At 64.8% G+C, this 15,947-nt stretch carries 17 protein-coding genes; 2 read left to right on the top strand and 15 right to left on the bottom strand.

Annotated elements, in window-relative coordinates:
• Nucleotides 1–406: 406 nt before the first annotated feature.
• Nucleotides 407–1,087: a pyridoxamine 5'-phosphate oxidase family protein gene (locus IEW02_RS07010; RefSeq protein WP_188543897.1), complete on the bottom strand. Its 681-nt coding sequence runs from the start codon at nucleotides 1,085–1,087 to the stop codon at nucleotides 407–409.
• A gap of 81 nt (nucleotides 1,088–1,168) precedes the next feature.
• Here IEW02_RS07010 and pdxR point away from each other — a divergent pair, with 81 nt between their 5' ends.
• Complete coding sequence (gene pdxR, locus IEW02_RS07005; RefSeq protein ID WP_188543896.1) at nucleotides 1,169–2,557, top strand: MocR-like pyridoxine biosynthesis transcription factor PdxR; 1,389 nt, start codon at nucleotides 1,169–1,171, stop codon at nucleotides 2,555–2,557.
• Here pdxR and murA read toward each other — a convergent pair.
• Entirely contained in the window at nucleotides 2,550–3,803 is a 1,254-nt protein-coding gene (murA, locus tag IEW02_RS07000; RefSeq protein WP_188543895.1) for a UDP-N-acetylglucosamine 1-carboxyvinyltransferase, read from the bottom strand. The two genes, pdxR and murA, sit on opposite strands and share 8 nt — an antisense overlap.
• An 84-nt stretch (nucleotides 3,804–3,887) precedes the next feature.
• Here murA and IEW02_RS06995 point away from each other — a divergent pair, with 84 nt between their 5' ends.
• Nucleotides 3,888–4,475 (top strand): cob(I)yrinic acid a,c-diamide adenosyltransferase, encoded by a 588-nt coding sequence (locus IEW02_RS06995; protein WP_188543894.1) that lies wholly within the window; start codon nucleotides 3,888–3,890, stop codon nucleotides 4,473–4,475.
• On the opposite strand, the gene IEW02_RS06990 is transcribed toward IEW02_RS06995, so the two are convergent.
• The 13 genes from IEW02_RS06990 to IEW02_RS06930 form a co-directional block, all read right to left on the bottom strand.
• Entirely contained in the window at nucleotides 4,472–4,921 is a 450-nt protein-coding gene (locus tag IEW02_RS06990) for a DUF2550 domain-containing protein (RefSeq protein WP_188543893.1), read from the bottom strand. The genes IEW02_RS06995 and IEW02_RS06990 overlap by 4 nt on opposite strands.
• A gap of 42 nt (nucleotides 4,922–4,963) precedes the next feature.
• The gene (locus tag IEW02_RS06985) at nucleotides 4,964–5,335 is read right to left on the bottom strand and encodes a F0F1 ATP synthase subunit epsilon (protein WP_229745816.1); all 372 of its coding nucleotides are present in this window, start codon (nucleotides 5,333–5,335) and stop codon (nucleotides 4,964–4,966) included.
• A gap of 6 nt (nucleotides 5,336–5,341) precedes the next feature.
• Nucleotides 5,342–6,793: a F0F1 ATP synthase subunit beta gene (gene atpD, locus IEW02_RS06980; protein WP_188543892.1), complete on the bottom strand. Its 1,452-nt coding sequence runs from the start codon at nucleotides 6,791–6,793 to the stop codon at nucleotides 5,342–5,344.
• A 2-nt stretch (nucleotides 6,794–6,795) separates the two neighbouring features.
• Nucleotides 6,796–7,770: a F0F1 ATP synthase subunit gamma gene (locus IEW02_RS06975; protein ID WP_188543891.1), complete on the bottom strand. Its 975-nt coding sequence runs from the start codon at nucleotides 7,768–7,770 to the stop codon at nucleotides 6,796–6,798.
• A 36-nt stretch (nucleotides 7,771–7,806) separates the two neighbouring features.
• A complete protein-coding gene (gene atpA / locus IEW02_RS06970; RefSeq protein ID WP_188543890.1) occupies nucleotides 7,807–9,456 on the bottom strand; it encodes a F0F1 ATP synthase subunit alpha in 1,650 nt (549 codons plus the stop codon).
• A gap of 37 nt (nucleotides 9,457–9,493) precedes the next feature.
• Nucleotides 9,494–10,318 (bottom strand): F0F1 ATP synthase subunit delta, encoded by an 825-nt coding sequence (locus tag IEW02_RS06965; RefSeq protein WP_188544088.1) that lies wholly within the window; start codon nucleotides 10,316–10,318, stop codon nucleotides 9,494–9,496.
• Nucleotides 10,319–10,323: 5 nt separating this feature from the next.
• The gene (locus IEW02_RS06960) at nucleotides 10,324–10,881 is read right to left on the bottom strand and encodes a F0F1 ATP synthase subunit B (RefSeq protein ID WP_188543889.1); all 558 of its coding nucleotides are present in this window, start codon (nucleotides 10,879–10,881) and stop codon (nucleotides 10,324–10,326) included.
• 2 nt (nucleotides 10,882–10,883) lie between these two features.
• The gene (locus IEW02_RS06955) at nucleotides 10,884–11,126 is read right to left on the bottom strand and encodes an ATP synthase F0 subunit C (RefSeq protein ID WP_188543888.1); all 243 of its coding nucleotides are present in this window, start codon (nucleotides 11,124–11,126) and stop codon (nucleotides 10,884–10,886) included.
• Between the two features lie 83 nt (nucleotides 11,127–11,209).
• Complete coding sequence (gene atpB / locus IEW02_RS06950; protein ID WP_188543887.1) at nucleotides 11,210–11,986, bottom strand: F0F1 ATP synthase subunit A; 777 nt, start codon at nucleotides 11,984–11,986, stop codon at nucleotides 11,210–11,212.
• Between the two features lie 336 nt (nucleotides 11,987–12,322).
• Entirely contained in the window at nucleotides 12,323–12,766 is a 444-nt protein-coding gene (locus IEW02_RS06945) for a Cg1360 family ATP-synthase-associated protein (protein WP_188543886.1), read from the bottom strand.
• An 18-nt stretch (nucleotides 12,767–12,784) separates the two neighbouring features.
• Nucleotides 12,785–13,876 carry a glycosyltransferase family 4 protein gene (locus IEW02_RS06940; protein ID WP_188544087.1) on the bottom strand — a complete coding sequence of 364 codons (1,092 nt, stop codon included), beginning with the start codon at nucleotides 13,874–13,876 and terminating at the stop codon, nucleotides 12,785–12,787.
• A gap of 110 nt (nucleotides 13,877–13,986) precedes the next feature.
• Nucleotides 13,987–15,267, bottom strand: coding sequence for a serine hydroxymethyltransferase (gene glyA / locus IEW02_RS06935; RefSeq protein WP_188543885.1), 1,281 nt, complete (start codon nucleotides 15,265–15,267; stop codon nucleotides 13,987–13,989).
• Between the two features lie 11 nt (nucleotides 15,268–15,278).
• Nucleotides 15,279–15,935, bottom strand: coding sequence for an L-threonylcarbamoyladenylate synthase (locus IEW02_RS06930; protein WP_188543884.1), 657 nt, complete (start codon nucleotides 15,933–15,935; stop codon nucleotides 15,279–15,281).
• Nucleotides 15,936–15,947: the final 12 nt, after the last annotated feature.

The raw sequence follows: 15,947 nt of genomic DNA, 5'->3' as shown, positions 1-15,947 counted from the left end.
CACGCACACACCATCACCACCCACCAACATGGATGACTCCGGGGCAACCGTTCCAGACTAACCATGAGACACAAGCGCAGTCAAGCTGCTCTGTTCTCAGGCTGTGGACTGTGCGTTCAGCCTACACGATGTGCAGACGAACCTTTTCTGTCCGAGTGGCCATGCGACGCCGTACTACCTCGTTTTCCGTAGCTCCTGCGGTTAGCCGCTGGGCTCCGGGTCGGTGTCCGTGTCGCTCTGACTTGAAGAAAGTTACGCGACCGGTTGCGCACGGTCAAATCGCCAGGTGGCACCGGTCATGTCCGTCGTTTCCGCAGGTCAACCCGGCAGTTCAGCGTCGAGCGGCACCCGATCAGGGCCGAAACACAATTGTGACGCCGAACACATCAGGCCGGACCGGCGAGAACTACCTGGTCAGAACGGCGTCGACGTTCGAAGGTGCCTGAATCTGGTCGTTCACGTCGTCGGCGATCGTCGCCGGACCGACCGTTGTCTGCACGGATACGACCCCGGCCCACACTCCTCCGGCTTCGATATCCGCTTCGTCGTCCTGCGGTGGTCCACTCCGGCTCTTCACCGACGCCTCGTACAGGGGAAGTGCCAACACCACCGTGGCTGCGAGCTCCTTCCTGGTGTTCGAGCGCAGCTGAGAACTCCGGTCGGGAACGATGTGGTCGACCATCGCATCGAGCGCCTTCCCCCGTTCTCGGAGGTCGTCGACCCGACGTGCACACCCGTGAATCACCGCGCTTCGGTAGTTCATCGAGTGGTGGAACGCCGATCGTGCGAGTACCAACCCGTCCAGCTGCGTGACCGTCACACATACGTCCACGCCCACGGCCGCGACCAGGCTTCGCGCCGCCACCGACCCGTGCAGGTACAGCGTGCCCCCGCGGTCCGGGCCGTCGTAATCCACCGCAAAGGCCGTGGGCATGACCCGCGGCGCTCCGTCCATCACGACGCCCAAGTGGCACACGTATGTCGAATCGAGCAGGTCGACGAGTTCTCGACGGTCGACGCCGGCGCGCTCGCGCAATCGGGTCAATGTTGTTCTGGCAGTGGGAGACAGAGAATCAGACGTGTTCATGAGTACAAGGATTGCACTGCAATGGCCTCCTGTCAGGGTCCAATCTGACTCAAGTTCTGTAGGCCAATTACGATTGTCGGCATGCTTGCGACCTCGATTTCCGTCGTCCTGAACCGCGACGACCGTCGCACCCTCCCCGTTCAACTGTCCGACGCGATTCGGGCGGCGATCGTGCGTGGTGAACTCCCGAGCGGTGCGCGACTACCCAGCACCCGAGCCATGTCGACCGATCTCGGTGTCGCCCGCGGTGTCGTGGAACGTGCCTTCGACCAGCTCACCGCGGAGGGGTGGATCGGCTCGACCCGCGGTTCCGGGACATACGTGACCGAGGCCGCTCACACCGTCGTGCACACTCCTGTGCGGGTTGCACCGACGCGCGAGGAGCACGTCTCCACGCGGATCGCTCTGCGTCCGGGCCTCCCGTGGACGCCTCCCCGCCCGTCCCCCGCCTGGAGGAGAGCATGGCGCGACGTCGGCGCAACCGGTGCCCCCGGCGAGTATCCGGACCCGGCCGGCGAACCCGACGTACGCGCCACCGTCTCCGAATTACTGGCCCGTACCCGCGGCCTGCACGTCGACCCTGCACACATCGTCATCACGTCGGGCACCAATCATGCTGCATCGCTGGCTTTCTCGGCTCTGGGGCTTGATCGCCGACTACCGACCCTCGTCCTGGAAGACCCCGGTTACCGCGCTGCGGCTGCCACGGCTCGCTCACGCGGATGGACGCTGCACGACGTACCCGTCGACCGCGACGGGCTCAGGACCGACCTGCTGTCCGCGGCGCCGCCGTCGACACGGGCCGTCTACGTCACCCCGTCTCACCAATACCCGACCGGCGGACTTCTTCCGGTCGCCAGGCGAACCGCGCTGGCACGCTTCGCCGTCACCCGGGACGTCATGATCGTCGAAGACGACTACGACTCCGAGTTCAGGTATGACGTCGCCCCGCTTCCGACATTGGCCGAACTGGCACCCGGCCGCGTCGTCTACCTGGGCACCGTGGCCAAGACTCTCGGTGCCGGTGTGAGATTCGGCTGGCTGTCGGCTCCCCCGGATCTCGTGGAACAGATCGTCGAACAACGAACCGCCACAGCAGATTTCCCGTCCGTTCCGATTCAGCGAGCGGTGACGTCGCTGATCCGCGACGGCGAATGGGACCGCCTGGTGCGAGCGGCTCGTCGTCGGTATCGAGCCCGCGACACGCAGGTCGCGGCAGCCCTGTCGGACTTCGGCGAATTACGCGGCCTCGGCGCCGGCATGCATACGACGCTGATTCTCGACCCCCACGTGGCGCAGCAGGTGGCCGCGGCGGCGGCGATGCACGCGGTGGATGTACCCCTGCTCGCCGAGTCGACGCGATCGATCACCGGTGTCGGTGGCCTCGTGATCGGCTACGGACGCGTCGACGAGGACGAACTGAACCTCGCGTTACGTGTGATTCGGGACGCCCTGACGAAGTTCAGCTGACGCGTTCGATCTCCCCACCGAGGTCCTGCAGGTTTTCGACGAACCGCGGATACCCACGATCGATGTGGAAGACGTCGTGCACTTCCGTGACACCGTCGGCGCACAGCCCGGCGAGCACGAGACCAGCCCCCGCGCGGATGTCCGACGACCACACCGGTGCGCTCGACAACCTCGGCACTCCGCGCACGACAGCGTGATGCCCGTCGGTCCGGGCGTCGGCACCCAACCGGATCATCTCCTCGACGAACCGGAACCGGGCCTCGAAGACGTTCTCGGTGATCATCGACGTTCCGTTCGCGATGGCCGCGAGTCCGATGGCCATCGGCTGCAGGTCGGTTGGAAATCCAGGAAACGGCAGCGTCGCGTAATTGACGGCGGTCGGCCGACCTTCCTGGACCACTCGGAAGCCGTCGGGACGGATCGTCACCTCGGACCCCGCCGCCTTCAGCTTGTCCAACACGAGCGCAAGGTGCTTCGGATTCACCCCGCGGACAGTCACGTCTCCGCTCGTCATGGTGGCGGCAATTCCCCACGTCGCGGCAACGATGCGGTCGCCGATGACCCGGTGGGTGGTCGGCCGAAGCGAGGGCACGCCGATGATCGTCAGGGTCGGCGAGCCGGCACCCTCGACGCGCGCACCCATGTCGTTCAGCATCGCGCACAGATCGGCGATGTCGGGCTCGCGTGCCGCGTTGTCGATGACGGTCTCGCCGTCGGCCAGAACTGCTGCCATCAAGATGTTCTCGGTCGCGCCGACGGACGGGAAGGCCAGCCGGATGGTGGCGCCGTGCAACTTCTCGGCCGTTGCGACGACACATCCGTGCTCGATCTCGCTGTGGGCGCCGAGAAGCCGCAGACCCGACTGGTGCATGTCGAGTGGACGCGACCCGATCGCGTCTCCACCCGGAAGCGCGACTACTGCCTTACGACAACGCGCAACGAGCGGACCGAGGACGCACACGGATGCACGAAACTGTCGGACGGCTGCGAAATCGGCGTGATATTTGAGCTCGGCCGGTGTCTCGATGGTGACTACCGGGCCGTCCAGGCGTACCTCGCATCCGAGGCCGCGCAGCACGTCGGCCATCAACGGGACGTCGAGGATGTCCGGGCAATTGGTGATCGTGGTCGTTCCCTCGGCAAGCAATGCCGCCGCCATCAACTTCAGAACACTGTTCTTTGCGCCGCCGACCGATACCTCACCTGCGAGGCGGCCGCCACCGGTGACGAGAAAGCGTGAACTCACTGCCTCAGACTAGAGGCATGCGGGACGGTCGGAGACCGGCCGGTGGACCAGGCACTCCCGCGCACCGGCGGTACTGTTGGCGCCATGGCCGTCAACCTGACGAATATCTACACGCGCACCGGTGACGACGGAACCACGGGGCTGAGCGATTTCTCGAGAGTTCGAAAAACCGATCCTCGCCTCGTTGCCTACGCCGACTGCGACGAGGCCAATGCCGCCATCGGTGTCGCAATCGTTCTGGGTACACCCGAGCAACGGGTGATCGACGTGCTGCGGCAGGTGCAGAACGACCTGTTCGACGCGGGCGCCGATCTCTCCACCCCGATCGAAGAGAACCCCAAGTACCCGCCGCTGCGGATCACCGAGGACTACATCGAGCGACTCGAGACGTGGTGCGACGAGTTCAACTCCACGCTGGAGCCGCTGAAGTCCTTCATACTTCCCGGCGGAACCGCGGCCGGCGCACTGCTGCACACGGCGCGAACGGTGACCCGCCGGGCCGAGCGGTCGGCATGGGGAGCGGTGGACCACAGCCCGGAGACGACGAGCACGCTCCCCGCAAAGTACTTGAACAGACTGTCCGACCTGCTCTTCGTCCTCGGACGGGTGGTCAATCCAGACGGCGACGTGCTGTGGAGGCCCGGCGGCGGACGTACCCGACCGTCCTCCTAGGAGGGGCGCCCGCGTAGGGACCGACCCGAGGGACGCGACTCCACCCACGACATGAAGGCCGTGAAAGCGCCGCTCTCCATGGCGATCTCGAGAACGCGGGTCTGCCCACCGCCGATCAGTTCCCCACGGATCTCCGTCACCACCGTCGCGTCCGACATCAGGTCGTGCTCGGAATCCATCGGGCGACGACGAGCGATCACTTCTATCGTCTGACGATCCATGTGCACGTCCGGGCCCGGCCGAATACTGGTCAACTGGTAGAAGACCAGCGAGCCCTCTCCGTATCGGATCACCCCGTGCCGCCATCGGTCACCGGGGCCGGCCGGCATCTTTCGCAGGATCGCCGGAGTCCCGGCCCCACGGATCTTCCGAACACGAAACAAAGCAACCCCGGCGAGCGCAGCGAGGATGACCAGAACTGCAATCACTGCAATCTCTTCGGTCATCGTTCGCTCTGCTCGCCGGGGTCTGGATGAAACTCGGTGTGACTACGCCCGCTCGACGGCCCGGATGCGACCCTTGGCGATCGCGATCTCTTCCGGATCCTCGGAACCGTCCGACAGGACCGATCGGGCGGCGTCGACGTCGATGTCGTCCGAGAATTCGGCCGACTCTGCCAGAATCGTGACGGTCGCGCCGGTCACGGCGAGAAAGCCACCGTGCACCGCTGCGACACGACGCTCACCGTCCTCGGACGTGATCGCGACGGTTCCGCCGGGAATCAATTGACCGAGGATCGGCTCGTGTCCGGCCATGATGCCGATCTCGCCTTCGGTGGTCTGCGCGCTGACCAACGTGGCCGAGCCGGACCACAGACGCTGCTCGACGGCAACGAGTTCGACCGTCATTTCGGTGGCCATGGTCGACTACTTTCCGCTGATCTTCTTGGCTGCGGCCTCGACGTCGTCGAGTCCACCGCAGCTGTTGAAGGCTTGCTCGGGAAGGTGGTCGTACTCTCCCTTGCTCACCTTGTCGAACGCTTCGATGGTGTCCGAGAGCGACACGACCGAGCCTTCTTCGCCGGTGAACTTCTCGGCGACGATGAAGTTCTGTCCGAGGAACTTCTCGAGACGACGGGCACGGGAGACCGTGACCTTGTCTTCTTCGGACAGCTCGTCCATACCGAGGATGGCGATGATGTCCTGCAGTTCCTTGTACTTCTGCAGAATGCGCTTGACCTCGTTGGCCACGCGGAAGTGCTCGTTGCCGACGATCGAGGCTTCGAGGATGCGCGAGGTCGAGGTCAGGGGATCCACCGCGGGGTAGATGCCCTTCTGCGAGATCGGACGCGACAGCTCGGTGGTGGCGTCGAGGTGCGCGAAGGTCGTGGCCGGGGCCGGGTCGGTGTAGTCGTCGGCGGGCACGTAGATGGCCTGCAGAGACGTGATCGAGCGGCCACGGGTCGAGGTGATGCGCTCCTGGAGCTCGCCCATCTCGTCGGCAAGTGTCGGCTGGTAGCCGACGGCGGACGGCATACGGCCGAGCAGCGTGGACACCTCGGACCCTGCCTGGGTGAAACGGAAGATGTTGTCGATGAAGAGCAACACGTCCTGGTTCTGCACGTCGCGGAAGTACTCGGCCATCGTCAGGGCCGAGAGCGCGACGCGCATGCGCGTGCCGGGCGGCTCGTCCATCTGACCGAATACGAGGGCGGTGTCCTGCAGAACGCCCATCTCCTCCATTTCGAGGTGGAGGTCGGTACCTTCACGGGTGCGCTCACCGACGCCGGCGAACACCGACGTGCCGGAGAACTCACGAGCGATGCGGGTGATCATCTCCTGGATGAGCACGGTCTTGCCGACACCGGCGCCGCCGAACAGACCGATCTTTCCGCCCTTGACGTACGGGGTGAGGAGGTCGATGACCTTGATGCCGGTCTCGAGGATCTCGGTCTTGCCCTCGAGCTGGTCGAAGGCCGGGGGCTTGCGGTGGATGCCCCACTGCTCGCCGTCACGGCCGAGACCCGGCGAATCGAGGCAGTCACCGAGTGCGTTGAACACGTGGCCCTTGACGACGTCGCCCACCGGCACCGAGATCGGCTTGCCCGTGTCGGACACCGGGGTGCCGCGGACGAGCCCGTCGGTCGGCTGCATGGAGATGGTGCGGACCAGGTTGTCACCGAGGTGCTGCGCCACTTCGAGTGTCAGCGTCTTGGCGACCGCCTTCAGCTCGATCTCTGCGTGCAGAGCGTTGAAGAGCTCGGGAATCGATCCACGCGGGAACTCGATGTCGACGACGGGACCGATGACGCGCACGACGCGCCCGTTCTCGGACGACTTCTCTCCGGAACTCTTGCTATCGGTTACTGCTGCAGTCATTTTCAGTCGCTTCCTGAGCTCGCGGCGAGCGCGTCAACGCCACCGACGATCTCGCTGATTTCCTGGGTGATCTGGGCCTGCCGGGCCTGGTTCGCCTGTCGCGACAGGGCATTGACCAGGTCGTTCGCATTGTCCGTGGCCGCCTTCATGGCGGTACGACGTGCTGCGCTCTCCGACGCGGCAGCGTCGAGTAGTGCCGAGTAGATGCGCGTGCTGATGTACTTCGGCAGCAGCGCCGACAGAAGAGTCTCGGCTTCGGGCTCGAAGTCGTACTGCGCCTTGACTTCCGACGACGATTCGCTGTCGGTCAGGTAGTCCGCACCCAGTTCGACGTCCTGGTCGTCGTAGTCGATCTCCAGCGGAGCCATGCGCCGGGCGGTCGGCTTGAGCGAGAGCATCGAGACGAAGGTCGTGTAGACGATGTGGAGCTCGTCCACGCCTTCGACGGTGCCCTCACCGTTCGGGGACTCGATGTCGTCGCCGGAGCCGGCCATGAACAGCTCGACGAGATGCTTGCTCGCCTTCGCTGCGTCGGCGTACGTCGGCTGCTGCGAGAATCCGGTCCACGCACCCTTCACGTCCCGATCGCGGAACGTGTAGTAGGTCAAGCCTTTACGGCCCAGAACGTAGATGACCGGATCCTTGCCCTCGGACCGCAGCAGCTGCTGCAGTTCCTCGGCCTCACGAAGGACGTTCGAGTTGTAGCCGCCACACTGACCGGAGTCACTGGTGACCACGAGAACGGCCGCACGCTTGGGTTCCGAACGCTCGGTGAGCAGCGGGTGGTCCAACGAACCGGCCGCACTCGCCAACGCCGAGAGCACCTTGGTGATCTCGGTCGCGTAGGGCTTGGACGCTTCGACCCTGGCCTGCGCCTTGGTGATTCGCGAAGTGGCGATCAGCTCCTGCGCCTTGGTGATCTTCTTGATCGAGTTCGTCGACCTGATCCTGGAGCGGAGCTCACGAATGCTGGGCATCGGTCACCTCCCGTCTCGGCGTTCCTGACGTTGCTGTCATGACTTCTTGGGGTGCTTCCGGGTGACCTTGACGTTCTCGCGATCGACATCATCGGGGTTCATCGCGTCGGCTTCGGCCTCGTTCACGATGGACTCGCCGTCGGACGTCAGGAAGCCCTGCTTGAACTTGTCGGTCGCTTCCTTGATCTTGTCGGCGTTCTCGTCGGCGAGCGCCTTGGCGCCGCCTCGAATGCCGTCGAACGCGTCCTGGGCGTTGCGGTGCAAGTCCTCGAGCAGCTCGCTGTTGAAGCGACGAACGTCGTCGACCGGGACGGTGTCGTAGTAGCCGGCGTCGACGAGGTAGATCGAGACGATCTGGTCCTCGACGGAAACAGGCGTGTACTGGTCCTGCTTCAGCAGTTCCACCCAGCGGGCACCACGCTCGAGCTGCGCCTTGGACGCCGCGTCGAGGTCGGAGGCGAAGGCGGAGAACGCTTCGAGCTCACGGAACTGCGCCATTTCCAGACGCAACGAGCCGGCGACCTTCTTCAGACCCTTGGTCTGCGCCGCGCCACCGACGCGCGAGACCGAGGTGCCGACGTTGATCGCGGGACGAACGCCCTTGTTGAACAGGTCCGACTCGAGGAACACCTGACCGTCGGTGATGGAGATGACGTTGGTCGGGATGAACGCCGAGATGTCGTTGGCCTTGGTCTCGATGATCGGCAGGCCGGTCATCGAGCCGCCACCGAGTTCGTCGGACAGCTTGGCGCACCGCTCGAGCAGACGGGAGTGCAAGTAGAAGACGTCACCCGGGTATGCCTCGCGGCCCGGCGGGCGACGCAACAGCAGCGAGATGGTGCGGTAGGCCTCTGCCTGCTTGGTCAGGTCGTCGAACACGATCAGAACGTGCTTGCCCTGGTACATCCAGTGCTGGCCGAGGGCCGAGCCGGTGTACGGAGCGAGCCACTTGAAGCCGGCCGAGTCGGACGCGGGAGCAGCCACGATGGTGGTGTACTCCATGGCGCCGTGCTCTTCCAGAGCCGTCTTGACTCCGGCGATCGTGGAGCCCTTCTGACCGATGGCAACGTAGATGCAGCGGACCTGCTTGTTCTCGTCGCCGCTGTCCCAGTTGGCCTTCTGGTTGATGATGGCGTCGACGCAGACCGCGGTCTTGCCGGTCTTGCGGTCGCCGATGATGAGCTGACGCTGTCCGCGGCCGATGGCCGTGAGGGCGTCGATGGCGGTGATGCCAGTGGCGAGCGGCTCTTCGACGGGCTGGCGCTCGAGGACCGATGCGGCCTGCAGTTCGAGGACACGCTGCTCGTTGGATTCGATGTCACCGAGACCGTCGATGGGCGAACCGAGCGGGTCGATGACGCGGCCGAGGAAGCTGTCGCCGACGGGAACGGAGAGAACCTCACCGGTGCGCCGAACTTCCTGGCCCTCTTCGATGTGCTCGTAGTCGCCGAGGATAACCGCACCGATGGAGGTGGCGTCCAGGTTCAGCGCCACACCGAGCACGCCGCCCTTGAACTCGAGCAATTCGTTCGACATCGCCGACGGCAACCCGGCGACGTGCGCGATGCCGTCACTGGTGTCCGACACCGTGCCGACCTCTTCTCGAGAGGATTCCGGCGAGTAGTTCGCGGTGTAGGTCTCGATAGCACTACGGATCTCGTCGGTGGAGATCGTCAGCTCCGCCATGTTGTTCCTGCTCTCACTGTCTAGGTTGACTGAAGAATTACTTGAGCGTCTTGCGAAGAGCCGCAAGCCGGCCCGCACCACTGCCGTCGATGACTTCGTCGCCGACACGGACAACGAGCCCGCTCAGCAATTCCCGATCGATCTCGACGTGGACGGTCACGGGCTTGCCGTAGATCCCTTCCAACGTCGTTCCGAGACGATCCACCTGCTCGGATGTCAGCTCGGTCGCGCTGCGCACGAGGGCTACTGCTTTCTGTCGACGATCCGCCGCGAGGTGCGACAGGGCGTCGATAGCTTCGGCCGGCGCTTCGCGCAGTCGGCCGACGGCCTGCTTCGCCAAGGCCTCGGTGATTGCCGTGACCTTGCCGTACAACAACTTCGACAACAGTTCCTGCACCGCCGACGCCGGCTTGGACCGGTCCGACAGGGCCTGTTCGAGCGACGCGTTGCCGGCCACGATGCGACCGAGACGGAACAGTTCGTCCTCGACGGTGTCGAGTTGGTCCTGATCGTCGGCAGCGCGCAGCAGCGACTCCTGCCCGAGCCGAACGAGCGAGTCGGTCATGTCCCGAGGGACCGACCAGCCACGACCGGCGGCGATGCGAAGAACCGCGAGGGTGGGCTCGCCGACTTTTCCGCCGAACAGTTTGTCCGCCAACGCAGTTCGCGCTTCGGACGACGCCGATGCGTCGGCCAACGCGTTCCGCAGCGGCCGCTGTCCGTCCAGAAGCGACACGACGGAGAACAGCTCGGCACCGGTCTGCGCGGCGGCGGCGGTTGCCTCGCCCGCGGACACGGAGTCGAGAGCACTGCCGAGCGCCTCACGCGCTTCGGAAAGCGCTTCACGACTCGCTGCGTACATGGTGCTCACTTCCCGGAATCTGCGCCGACGGAGTCGAGCTCGTCGAGGAACCGGTCGATGCTTCCGGCCCGCTTGACGTCATCGGACAGCTGCTCGCCGATGACCTTCTCCGCGAGATCGACGGCCGTACGACCCAGTTCGCTGCGCAGCTCGGCCACGATCTGCTGGCGCTGTGCTGCGAGCTGCTGATGTCCGGACGCGACGATGCGGTCGCTCTCCTCCTGCGCGCTGACCTTCATGTCGGCGAGGATCTGCTGTCCCTGCGAACGCGCGTCCTCGCGAATCTTGGCGGCTTCCTGGCGCGCTTCGGCGAGCTGAGCGCGGTACTGCTCGAGCGCTTCCTTCGCTTCGGCCTGAGCCTCTTCGGCTCGCTTGATGCCGCCTTCGATCTTGTCGGTGCGCTCGGCCAGCACAGTCTGGAAACGCGGAAGCACGTACTTCCAGAAGAAGAAGCCGATGACGACGACACAGACCGCGGACCAGACGATGTCGTAGGTCGCGGGCACGAGGGGATTGATCTTCTCCTCGCCCTCTGTGGCCGCGAGTACCGCGTAAGTCGACATGATCAGAAAATGAAGCCGGCGACGAGGCCGATGAGCGCGAGCGCCTCGGTGAACGCGATGCCGAGGAACATGTTGGTACGGATCTGGCCGGCGAGCTCGGGCTGACGCGCGATGCCCTCGATGGCCTTACCGACGACGATGCCCACGCCGATGCCGGGGCCGATGGCAGCGAGACCGTAGCCGATGGCGCCGTAGCCTTCACCGGAAACGGTGGTGGCTTCCTGTGCCAGGTAGGTGAGGCTCATGTTGATCTGTTCCCTTTCTGTTGCCCACGACCGGTCGGCAGCGGGTCAGGTGTTCCAGGTGGAGCGGTCAGTCAGTCGATCGGTCAGTGAGAATCGGCGTGCGCAGCGAGGTCGATGTACACGGCAGTGAGCAGCGCGAAGACATACGCCTGCAAGAAGATCACCAGTAGCTCGAAGAGAGTGAACCCGAACCCGGCGATGAGCGAGAAGATTCCGAACCCCTGCAGCGGCGTCTCTGCTTCGAAGAAGAAGAACTGCGTTGCGCTGAAGAACAGAACCAGCATGATGTGGCCCGCGAGCATGTTGGCCATGAGTCGCACCGTCAGCGTGAACGGACGAAGGATGAACGTCGACACGAACTCGATGGGAATCAGGAGGAAGTGCAACGCGATCGGCACGTCGGGCACGACGACCGACGACTTCATGTACTTCGCGAACCCGTACTTCTTGATGCCCACGTAGTTGAAGACGACGTAGGCCACTACTGCGAGCACGATCGGCATACCGACTCGAGCATTGGACGAGATGTTCAGGAACGGGATGACACCCGAGAAGTTCAGGAACAGAACGGTGAAGAAGATGGTCGCGAGGACCGGCAGGTACTTCTTGCCCATCTCCTTGCCGAGAACCTCGTCGGCGATCTGCTCCTTGACGAAGGTCAGGGCCAGCTCGCCGAGGTTCTGAATGCCTCGGGGCACGATCTTGGGGCTACGCATCGCGATCGCGAAGAACGCGATCAGCACGACGGTCATGAGGATGCGGACCAACATCAGGCGGTCCAGCTCGAACGGAGTTCCCTCGAACAGCACGGCCGGGGGGAAGAAGTCGGCTAGTGACGGCGGGTGGAACTCCGCAGCCATATTGGTGACGCTCAGCGGTCTCTCCCGTGTTCGGGCCGCGGATCGATTGCATCCACGGTTCGAGCGGACAACGACAATGTTGCTGGTCGACGAGGACGGCTCGCGTGATCGTCAGTCGCACGGGAAGTATGCACTCCCGCTGCGCCTGCCGAGGGTCGGCGACTGTCGTCGACTCGGTAGAAATGTGGTGATCGTCTGGTCGGCGGAACCGTGAACGATCTGGACAAACTGCCCAATTCGTCCGCTTCGGTCCCGCTTGAACGAAACTTTAGCAACCAGACTGGGCCGAAGCTTAACTGGGTCGTAACGGGCTTCACACTACTACACAATGTCGTACTACTTCCCGTCGGAATCATCCGACGAGTCGACGTAAGGCGTCCGTGATCTGACGACGCCATAGGTCTCGGCGCCGAGCACGATCACCAGCGCGGCGAGGACCACGATTCCCAACGTGCTCCGGTGATAGAAGGTCATTCCGTTCAGAACGCCGAGCACCACGACCGCGACGAGCATCTTCGCGATCCACCCGCCGAGAAGAACTGCGCCGAGGCTGGTGGGCGACAATCTGGCCGAGAACAGCACGGACACCGACGTCAACAGGATGAACGCGCCGCCGAGAGCGGCACCGATCAGAGCTCCCCAGAGGCCCGGCAGTCCGAGGGCGAGATATGCGATGACCGCGGATGCCACCGAGAGGACGGCCAGTGCGATCGCTCCGTAACGGACGGCTGCTTGCAGAGGAGCCGTGGGTGTCGGAATGGGCTGGGGTGTGAAACTCACGAAAATGCACCTTACCGCCTAGCGGTGGCGTCGTTCCTCGCTCAGGCTCGGGACCACCGTCGCGACCAGCGCGAACACCAGGCCGCCCGCGAAGACGAGCACCACCAGGCGGCGATCGATCAGCGCTGCGCCCACCGCACCGAACGCCAGGACGCCCACCCACAAGTAGATGAGCAGCACCACGCGCCGGTGCGAATGCCCGATCTGCAGCAGTCGATGGTGCAGGTGCATCTTGTCGGGGCTGAACGGGCTTCGCCCTGCGCGGGTGCGCCGCACGACCGCAAGCAGGAGATCGAGCATCGGAATGAACATCACGGCGCCCACGATGAGGAGCGGAGTCAACAGGCCCAACAGGTCGCGGGTCCCGTAGGCGTTCAGGCTGATCCGCCCGGAGGCACTGGTGGACACCGTGGCCAGCATCAACCCGATCACCATGGACCCGGAGTCACCCATGAAGATGCGCGCGGGCTGGAAGTTGTGCGGCAGGAATCCCAGGCACGCGCCCGCGAGAGCCGCGGCGATCATGGCCGGCGGGTACGCGCTGACGTCCCCGCCCTGCTCGTGCAGCAAGCCGATGGAGAAGATGCAGATCGCCACGGCCGCAATCAGTCCGAGGCCCGCCGCGAGACCGTCCAGACCGTCGACGAAGTTCATGGCGTTGACCATCACCAACGTGATCATCACGGTGACCAGGCCGGCTTGAAGTTGGTCCAGGATGATCGTCTGTCCGCCGCCCCAGGGGACGAACAGCAGGTACCAACTGACACCCATCAGTACCAGTACCCCGGACGCCGTCACCTGCCCGACGAACTTGGTCAGGGCGTCGAGGCCCCACCGGTCGTCCACCACTCCGACGAGCATGATGACCAGGCCTGCGACGAGCGCGGCGGGGACTTCCTTCGTGAATTCGAAGCCTCGCGTCAGCGCGGGCAACTGTTGCGCGAACAGCAAGGCCACGAGCAGTCCGAGGTAGATGCCGATGCCTCCGAGGCGGGGCGTGGGCGTGACGTGCACGTCCCGCTCACGCGGCACGGCGACAGCACCGAAACGGAGGGCGGCGAGCCGAATTCCTCCGGTTGCGAAGAAGGTCACGACTGCAGCGGTCAGCATCACCAGCAGCAGTTCACGGATGGGTACGCCCGCCCCTCGACCACCGGTCTGCGCCAGCAGAGAGGTGGCGGAGTGGGCGATCACGGCACAGACGCTACCTTCGAACGCCGTCAGGCCCGCGGGTAGGCGGGCTTCGTGGACACCAACGCCGCGGTCTCTTCCGAGAGCTGCTGGAGGGTCTTCCGGCCGACGTCGGTGGCGGGATCCGAGGCGACCGCCCGACCGACCAGCGATCCGACAAGGGCCATGTCGGATGTGCCGAACCCCTGCGTCGTCACCGACGCGGATCCGACCCGGATACCCGACGTGACAGCCGGCGGGGCGGGGTCGAACGGGATCGAGTTTTTGTTGAGGGTGATTCCTGCAGCGCCGCAGCGTGATTCGGCTTCAGCGCCCGAGACTCCGGTTGCGCTGAGGTCGATCAACGCAAGATGTGTATCGGTGCCACCGGACACCGCGCGCATACCCTCGGATTCGAGGGCCGCTGCGAGTGCTGCTGCGTTCTCGACCACCGACCGCGCATAGGAGCGGTACTCTTGCGTCGCGGCCTCCCGGAACGCCACTGCTTTGGCGGCGATGGCATGCATGAACGGGCCGCCCTGCGTGAACGGAAACACGGCCTTGTCGACAGCGGCGGCGTGCTCGGCACGGCTGAGCAACATTCCACCGCGTGGACCTCGCAGAACTTTGTGGGTGGTGGCGGAGACGACGTCGGCGTAGGGAACGGGCGAGTCCATGGCCCCACCCGCCACCAAACCGATGAAGTGAGCCGCGTCGACCCAGAGAATCGCGTGGACCTCGTCGGCTATCGCCCGGAACGCAGCGAAGTCGATGGTGCGCGGGTATGCGGTGGCGCCGGCGACGATGATCTTGGGTCGGTGAAGCAGGGCCAGGTCACGCACTTCGTCGTAATCGATGAGTTCGGTGTCCTTGTGAACGTGGTACGGCACCGGCGTGAACCATCGACCGGAGAAACTGACCTTGGAGCCGTGAGTCAGGTGTCCACCGTGCGGGAGGCTCATCGCGAGAACGGCATCCCCCGGCTCTGCGAAGGCCGAGTACACGGCAAGGTTGGCGTTTGCACCCGAGTGCGGCTGAACATTCGCGTGCTCGGCGCCGAACAACGCCTTGGCTCGCTCGATCGCCAGCGTCTCGGCGCGGTCGACGAACTCGCAGCCGCCGTAGTAGCGCCGACCGGGGTACCCCTCGGCGTACTTGTTGCTCAGCACCGACCCCAGAGCCGCCAGGACGGCAGGGCTGGTGAGGTTCTCGCTGGCGATGAGTTGCAGGCCGCCGCGGAGACGTCCGAGTTCGGATCGGACGACGTCGGCGATCTCGGGGTCGGTGTTCGCCAACTCGTCCCAGTCGGGACCCCAGAACTCAGCTGCCATGACGCACGTCCTTATCGGTCGACGAGACTGTCCGCGCTCACACCGAGCACCTCGGCGATGTCGTTCGCCGTGACAGCCCCTACGCGAAGTATGCGCGGGTTGTCCCCCGTCAGGTCGACGATCGTCGATGCAAGGGCGTGTTTCGCCGGTCCCCCGTCGAGGTAGACCGCCGCCGACCCGCCAAGTTGCTCCTTGGCCTCGGACACCGTCACGGCCGGCGGTTTGCCGGAGATGTTCGCGCTCGACACGGCCAACGGTCCCACTGCGCGCAACAACTCGATGGCGACCGGGTGCAGTGGCATTCGCAGCATCACGGTCCCGCGTGCGTCTCCGAGGTCCCACGCGAGCGACGGCGCCTGATGTACGACGAGGCTGAGCGCACCGGGCCAGAAGGCCTGAATCAGATCCCTCGCAGCGGATCTGACGCCCAGGACCAGACCGTCGATGGTGGTCCAGGAACCGACCAGAACCGGGACCGGCATGTCTCGACCTCGGCCCTTGGCGCGCAGCAGGTCGGTCACGGCGTTGCTGTCGAACGCGTCGGCCGCGACACCGTAGACGGTGTCGGTGGGCATGACCACGAGACGTCCGGAGGACAGGGCGCGCTGGGCTGCATCCATTCCCGCAGCGCGTGAGTCGGCGTCGGAACAGTCGTAAACGGTGGGCACGGGACTATCTTC

The organism is Rhodococcoides trifolii, assembly GCF_014635345.1.
GTDB classification, from domain to species: domain Bacteria; phylum Actinomycetota; class Actinomycetes; order Mycobacteriales; family Mycobacteriaceae; genus Rhodococcoides; species Rhodococcoides trifolii.
The sequence above is the reverse complement of the archived record's forward strand: the minus strand, read 5'-3'. Positions and strand labels throughout refer to the sequence as shown.